This window comes from Demequina soli (assembly GCF_000971195.1).
GTDB lineage: Bacteria > Actinomycetota > Actinomycetes > Actinomycetales > Demequinaceae > Demequina > Demequina soli.
The window spans coordinates 1-4,575 of sequence record NZ_BBLZ01000007.1; the positions used below are offsets into that span (position 1 = coordinate 1).

The following is a 4,575-nucleotide window of genomic DNA, read 5'->3' on the forward strand; positions in this document are numbered from 1 at the left end:
GTCAGATGTGTATAAGAGACAGCCCTCATCATCATCGCCCTCATGGCCCTCTACCCCGCCCTGAAGGCCAACCAGCTCGTCGGCACCGACCTCGTCCAGGCCGTGCCCCTCGTGGTCTCCGCCGCGGTCGCCCACCTGTGGTTCGGCGAGGTCGACTGGTCCGTCACCATCCCCGTCATCATCGGCTCCATCCCCGGCACCTACCTCGGCGCCCAGCTGTCCTCCCGCGTCGGCGGCGGCGGCCTCGTCCGCCGGGCCCTCGCGATCGTGCTGCTGGTCTCGGGCCTGAAGATGCTCGGCGCATCCAACGAGCTCACCCTGGCCGCCCTCGCCACCGCCCTCATCGGCGGCACCCTCGCCTGGGCCCTCATCCGCCACCGCCTGGGCTTCGACTTCTTCATCTGGCAGGCAAAGCGCCACGAGGCCGAGCAGGCCACTTTGTGCGATCGCGCGCCCAGGAGCAGCCATCCGCACACAGTTACGTCCAACCGCGCACGAACACTCAAGACGCTACGCAACCACACGGCGCCACTGGTCCCGCAAGCGAGTGTGCCGGCAACGCAAACAGTCCATGGGACAATCGAGCCCGCACGGGCTGAGGCCGACGACTGAGGGGAGCACCGTGGAGCTGCAGGACTACATCCGAGTCCTTCGCAAGAACTGGATCGTCATCGTGGTCCTCACGTTGCTGGGCGCCGGCGCCGGTCTGGCGTACTCGCTGCTCGCGACGCCCACGTACTCGGCAGCCGCGAAGGTGTTCGTCTCGACCTCCAACTCCGCCACGGTATCCGAGCTCGCGCAGGGAAACACCTTCACGCAGCAGCGCGTGAAGACCTACGCCGACCTCGTCGAGACCTCCGCCGTCCTGCAGCCGGTCATCGATGACCTCGCGCTCCCGACCGACGTCGCCGGACTGCGCGGACAGGTCAGCGCCTCCGCGCCGCTGAACACCACCGTGATCGACGTCGCGGTCACCGGCACGGACCCCGGCTACGCAGCCTCGGTTGCGACCGCGACCGCGAACCAGCTCATCACGACTGTCGAGGAGATCGAGACCACGAGCGCCAGCGAGGGCTCGCCCGTGCGCCTCACCGTGGTGCAGGAGGCCGAGGTTCCCACTGTCCCGGTCGCCCCGAAGAAGACCCTCAACGTCGCGCTCGGACTTCTCCTCGGCCTCGCGATCGGCGTCGGACTCGCGATCCTCCGCGCGACGCTCGACACGCGCATCCGCAACGAGCGTGACCTCGAGCGCGTCACCGACGCGGCCGTGCTGGGCGGCATCGTGTTCGACCCGAAGGCCAAGCAGCGCCCGCTGATCGTTCACGAGGACGCCATGAGCCCCCGCGCCGAGTCCTTCCGCACCCTCCGCACCAACCTGCAGTTCCTCGACGCCGAGCGCAAGGAGCGCAGCTTCGTCATCACCTCCTCGGTGCCGTCCGAGGGCAAGTCGACGACCTCGGCGAACCTGGCCATCACCCTCGCCGACGCCGGCGCGCGCGTGCTCCTCGTGGGCGCCGACCTGCGCCGCCCCAAGATGGCGCAGTACATGGGCATCGAGGCGGGCGTGGGCCTCACCGACGTCCTGGTCGGCCGCGTGGAGCTCGGCGACGCCATCCAGCGCTGGGGCCGCAGCGAGCTCTTCCTGCTCCCGGCCGGCTCCATCCCGCCGAACCCCTCCGAGCTGCTCGGCAGCTCCCTCATGGAGTCGCTCATCAAGAAGCTCGACGAGCAGTTCGACGTGGTGCTGTACGACGCTCCGCCACTGCTGCCCGTGACCGACGCCGCGGTCCTCGCGCGCCTGGTAGGCGGCACCGTGCTCATCGTCGCGGCCGGCACCACGACCCAGCATCAGGTCGACAGTGCGATCGGCGCGCTCGAGACCGTCGGCGCCCCGCTCTCGGGCCTCGTGCTGACGATGCTCCCGACCAAGGGTCCGGACGCCTACGGCTACGGACGCTACGGCTACAACTACACGTACGCGGAGCCCGTGAGCGCCGCGAAATAGCGGTCAAGAAAGTCCGTGTGAGAAGCCTCACACGCTCCGTTAGCGGGGCGTGTGAAGCATTTTCTATGCCCCTGCGGCCTGCGCCAAGGCGCCGCACAGGCGATCGTACAGACAAACAGCGAGGCCCCGCACCGTTCGGTGCGGGGCCTCGCTGGTGAAGAAGGGTTATGCGCCCTGCGACTGGCGGCGGCGGGCCGCCACGAAGACGGTGGCGGCGCCCGCGACGAGCAGCACACCCGCGCCAGCCGCGAGGCCCGCGTTCTCGAAGCCGGTGCCGGAGAGGGCGTCGGTCGAGGAGCCGGTCGAACCGGTGGCGCCCGCGTCGGTCGCGGCAACGACGGCCACCGAGGCCTCGTCAACGCGCTCGCCGTCGATGATCGCTGCGATCGAGATGGTGCCGGCGTCCTCGGGAACGGTGACATCGAACGAGACGAGGTTGTTCTCGAAGACCTTGTCCGCAGAGGTGACCGTGCCGGCGATCGACACGTTGGCACCCGACGAGGTCACCTGAAGGCGGCCGCGGTGGCCGTTCGGGCCGCCGATGGTGCACTTGAGCGACTCACCCACCTTGACGGTGGTCTTGGTGCACATGAGCGAGTTGGCCGGAGCCGGGTACTTGTCCGCGGCCATGGCCGCGGTGGGGGCGAGCGCGACGACGCCTGCCAGCGTCGCGGCAGCGAAAGTACGAGTGAGCATTGTTGCCTCCCAGCAAATTGGCGCCCTCAGCGGCACCCTAGACGAATCCGTGAGAATGTTAACAGCCGTCTACCAGGGCATCGGCAGCCCTTGTGTAAACATTGAGTTTCGGCCCGGCAGGCGCCTGCGAGCGTCGCAAGATTTGTCCCTTTTCGCGTCGGTCTCCGCACCGCCGGAACCTCACTCGGACACGTTGCGCTAGGCGCAGACGCGCCACGCGTCTTGCCCGCTCGCGCGGTCAGCTCGATGCGAGAACTCGTTCCGCGGCCGCCTCCCAGCGTTCCCGCCAGTCGCCGATCGGCTCGACGCCGACGCTACGGGCGCTGCCATGAGCCAGGACGGACCAGGCGGGGCGCGGTGCAGGGCGCACGAACGAGCTCGAGTCGGTGGGTGACACGATCTCCCCAAGGCCCTTCGACACGACAATCGCTCGGGCGAACTCGAACCACGAGGCCTGGCCTGACGAGGTCCCGTGATAGATCCCCGAGGGCGCGTCGGCCACGACCAGGCGGATGATGAAGTCGGACAGATCGCGAGTCCATGTGGGCTGGCCGAGTTGGTCGTCCACGACCGTGAGCGACCCGCGCTCCGCGCCCGCGCGTGCGATCGTCTTCGGGAAGCAAGGTCCGTGCTCGCCATAGAGCCATGCGGTTCGCACGATCAGATAGTCGGCAGCGCTTCCCTCGACGGCGCGTTCGCCCGCAGCCTTGGTGCGTCCGTAGGCAGAGAGCGGCGCGCGTGCTGCCAACTCGGCATACGGTTCCGTCGCGTTGCCGGCGAAGACGTAGTCGGTCGAGATGTGGACGAACCGAGCCCCGCGCTTGGAAGCCACCCTCGCAACGTGGCCGGCCCCATCTCCGTTGATCGCAAGGGCGAGGGGTTCCTCCTCCTCGGCTCGATCGACCGCGGTGTAGGCGGCACAGTTCACGATGACATCACATGGTGGAACCGCGCCATCAACGGACGCTGCATCGGTAATGTCCGTCTCGCCACGGTCGAGCTCGACAACCGTCGCCCCTCGATCCCGCAGGATCTCGACAAGATCCCGCCCCAGCATTCCTTGTGCACCGACAACTACCCACGTGTGACCTTCGACTCGCATGGCTCTGGAGTCTAGGCCAGCCGGGTATCGTTGTCGGCGACTACGAGACTGGGGGGCCCGTGGAATACCGCGAACTGTCGATTTCTGGGGCGTGGGAGATCACGACCCGCCACTTCGGAGACGACCGGGGCGTGTTCCTCGAATGGTTCAAGCAAGCGCCGTTCAGCGACCGGATAGGCGCGGAGATGGCGCTCGCGCAGGCGAACTGTTCCGTCTCGGCGGCAGGTGTCATGCGTGGCATCCACTTCGCCGACGTCCCGCCGGGCCAGGCTAAATATGTGACATGCGCCAAGGGCGCGGTACTCGACGTGGTGGTCGACCTGCGCGTCGGGTCTCCCACGTTCGGCCAGTGGGACTCCGTGCTGCTCGACGATGTCTCACGTAAGGCGATCTACATCTCAGCGGGCCTCGGACACGCGTTCCTCTCGCTCGAGGACGACTCGACGGTGCTGTACCTCTGCTCGACCGCGTACGCGCCCGGCCGCGAGCACGAAGTGAACCCTCTCGACCCTGAGATCGGCATCGCATGGCCGACTGTCGGACGCGACGGTGCCCCGCTGACCTTCCGCCTCTCCGCCAAGGACGAGGCCGCACCGAGCCTCGCCGAGGCTCAGGCCGCGGGCCTGCTGCCCGAGCTTGCCACCACGATTGATTGGACGTCCGCGCTGTGAAGCTTCTCGTGACGGGTGGGGCGGGGTTCATCGGGGCGAACTTCGTGCGGCTGACGCTGGCGACGCGGCCCGATGTCGAGGTGGTGGTGCTGGACCTTCTG

General features: G+C 68.0%; 5 protein-coding genes and 1 pseudogene. 4 read left to right on the top strand and 2 right to left on the bottom strand.

The window, feature by feature from the left end:
- Nucleotides 1-33: 33 nt before the first annotated feature.
- On the top strand, nucleotides 34-612 hold the full coding sequence (locus tag AOM04_RS12605; RefSeq protein WP_228373722.1) for a sulfite exporter TauE/SafE family protein: 579 nt from the start codon (nucleotides 34-36) through the stop codon (nucleotides 610-612).
- Between the two features lie 10 nt (nucleotides 613-622).
- Nucleotides 623-2,005, top strand: coding sequence for a tyrosine-protein kinase domain-containing protein (locus tag AOM04_RS12610; protein WP_062465151.1), 1,383 nt, complete (start codon nucleotides 623-625; stop codon nucleotides 2,003-2,005).
- A 165-nt stretch (nucleotides 2,006-2,170) separates the two neighbouring features.
- On the opposite strand, the gene AOM04_RS12615 is transcribed toward AOM04_RS12610, so the two are convergent.
- Complete coding sequence (locus tag AOM04_RS12615) at nucleotides 2,171-2,701, bottom strand: hypothetical protein (protein WP_062465152.1); 531 nt, start codon at nucleotides 2,699-2,701, stop codon at nucleotides 2,171-2,173.
- 238 nt (nucleotides 2,702-2,939) lie between these two features.
- Nucleotides 2,940-3,803 (bottom strand): dTDP-4-dehydrorhamnose reductase, encoded by an 864-nt coding sequence (rfbD, locus tag AOM04_RS12620; RefSeq protein ID WP_062465153.1) that lies wholly within the window; start codon nucleotides 3,801-3,803, stop codon nucleotides 2,940-2,942.
- Nucleotides 3,804-3,862: 59 nt separating this feature from the next.
- Here rfbD and AOM04_RS12625 point away from each other — a divergent pair, with 59 nt between their 5' ends.
- The gene (locus AOM04_RS12625; RefSeq protein WP_062465154.1) at nucleotides 3,863-4,474 is read left to right on the top strand and encodes a dTDP-4-dehydrorhamnose 3,5-epimerase family protein; all 612 of its coding nucleotides are present in this window, start codon (nucleotides 3,863-3,865) and stop codon (nucleotides 4,472-4,474) included.
- Nucleotides 4,471-4,575, top strand: a pseudogene (locus AOM04_RS15030) (dTDP-glucose 4,6-dehydratase); the annotation flags it as partial. The gene AOM04_RS12625 and the pseudogene AOM04_RS15030, both read left to right, overlap by 4 nt.

Coding starts and splice junctions, on each gene's coding strand:
- AOM04_RS12615 (WP_062465152.1), bottom strand. CDS start 2,701: ATGCTCACTCGTACTTTCGCTGCCGCGACGCTGGCAGGCGTCGTCGCG.
- rfbD (WP_062465153.1), bottom strand. CDS start 3,803: ATGCGAGTCGAAGGTCACACGTGGGTAGTTGTCGGTGCACAAGGAATG.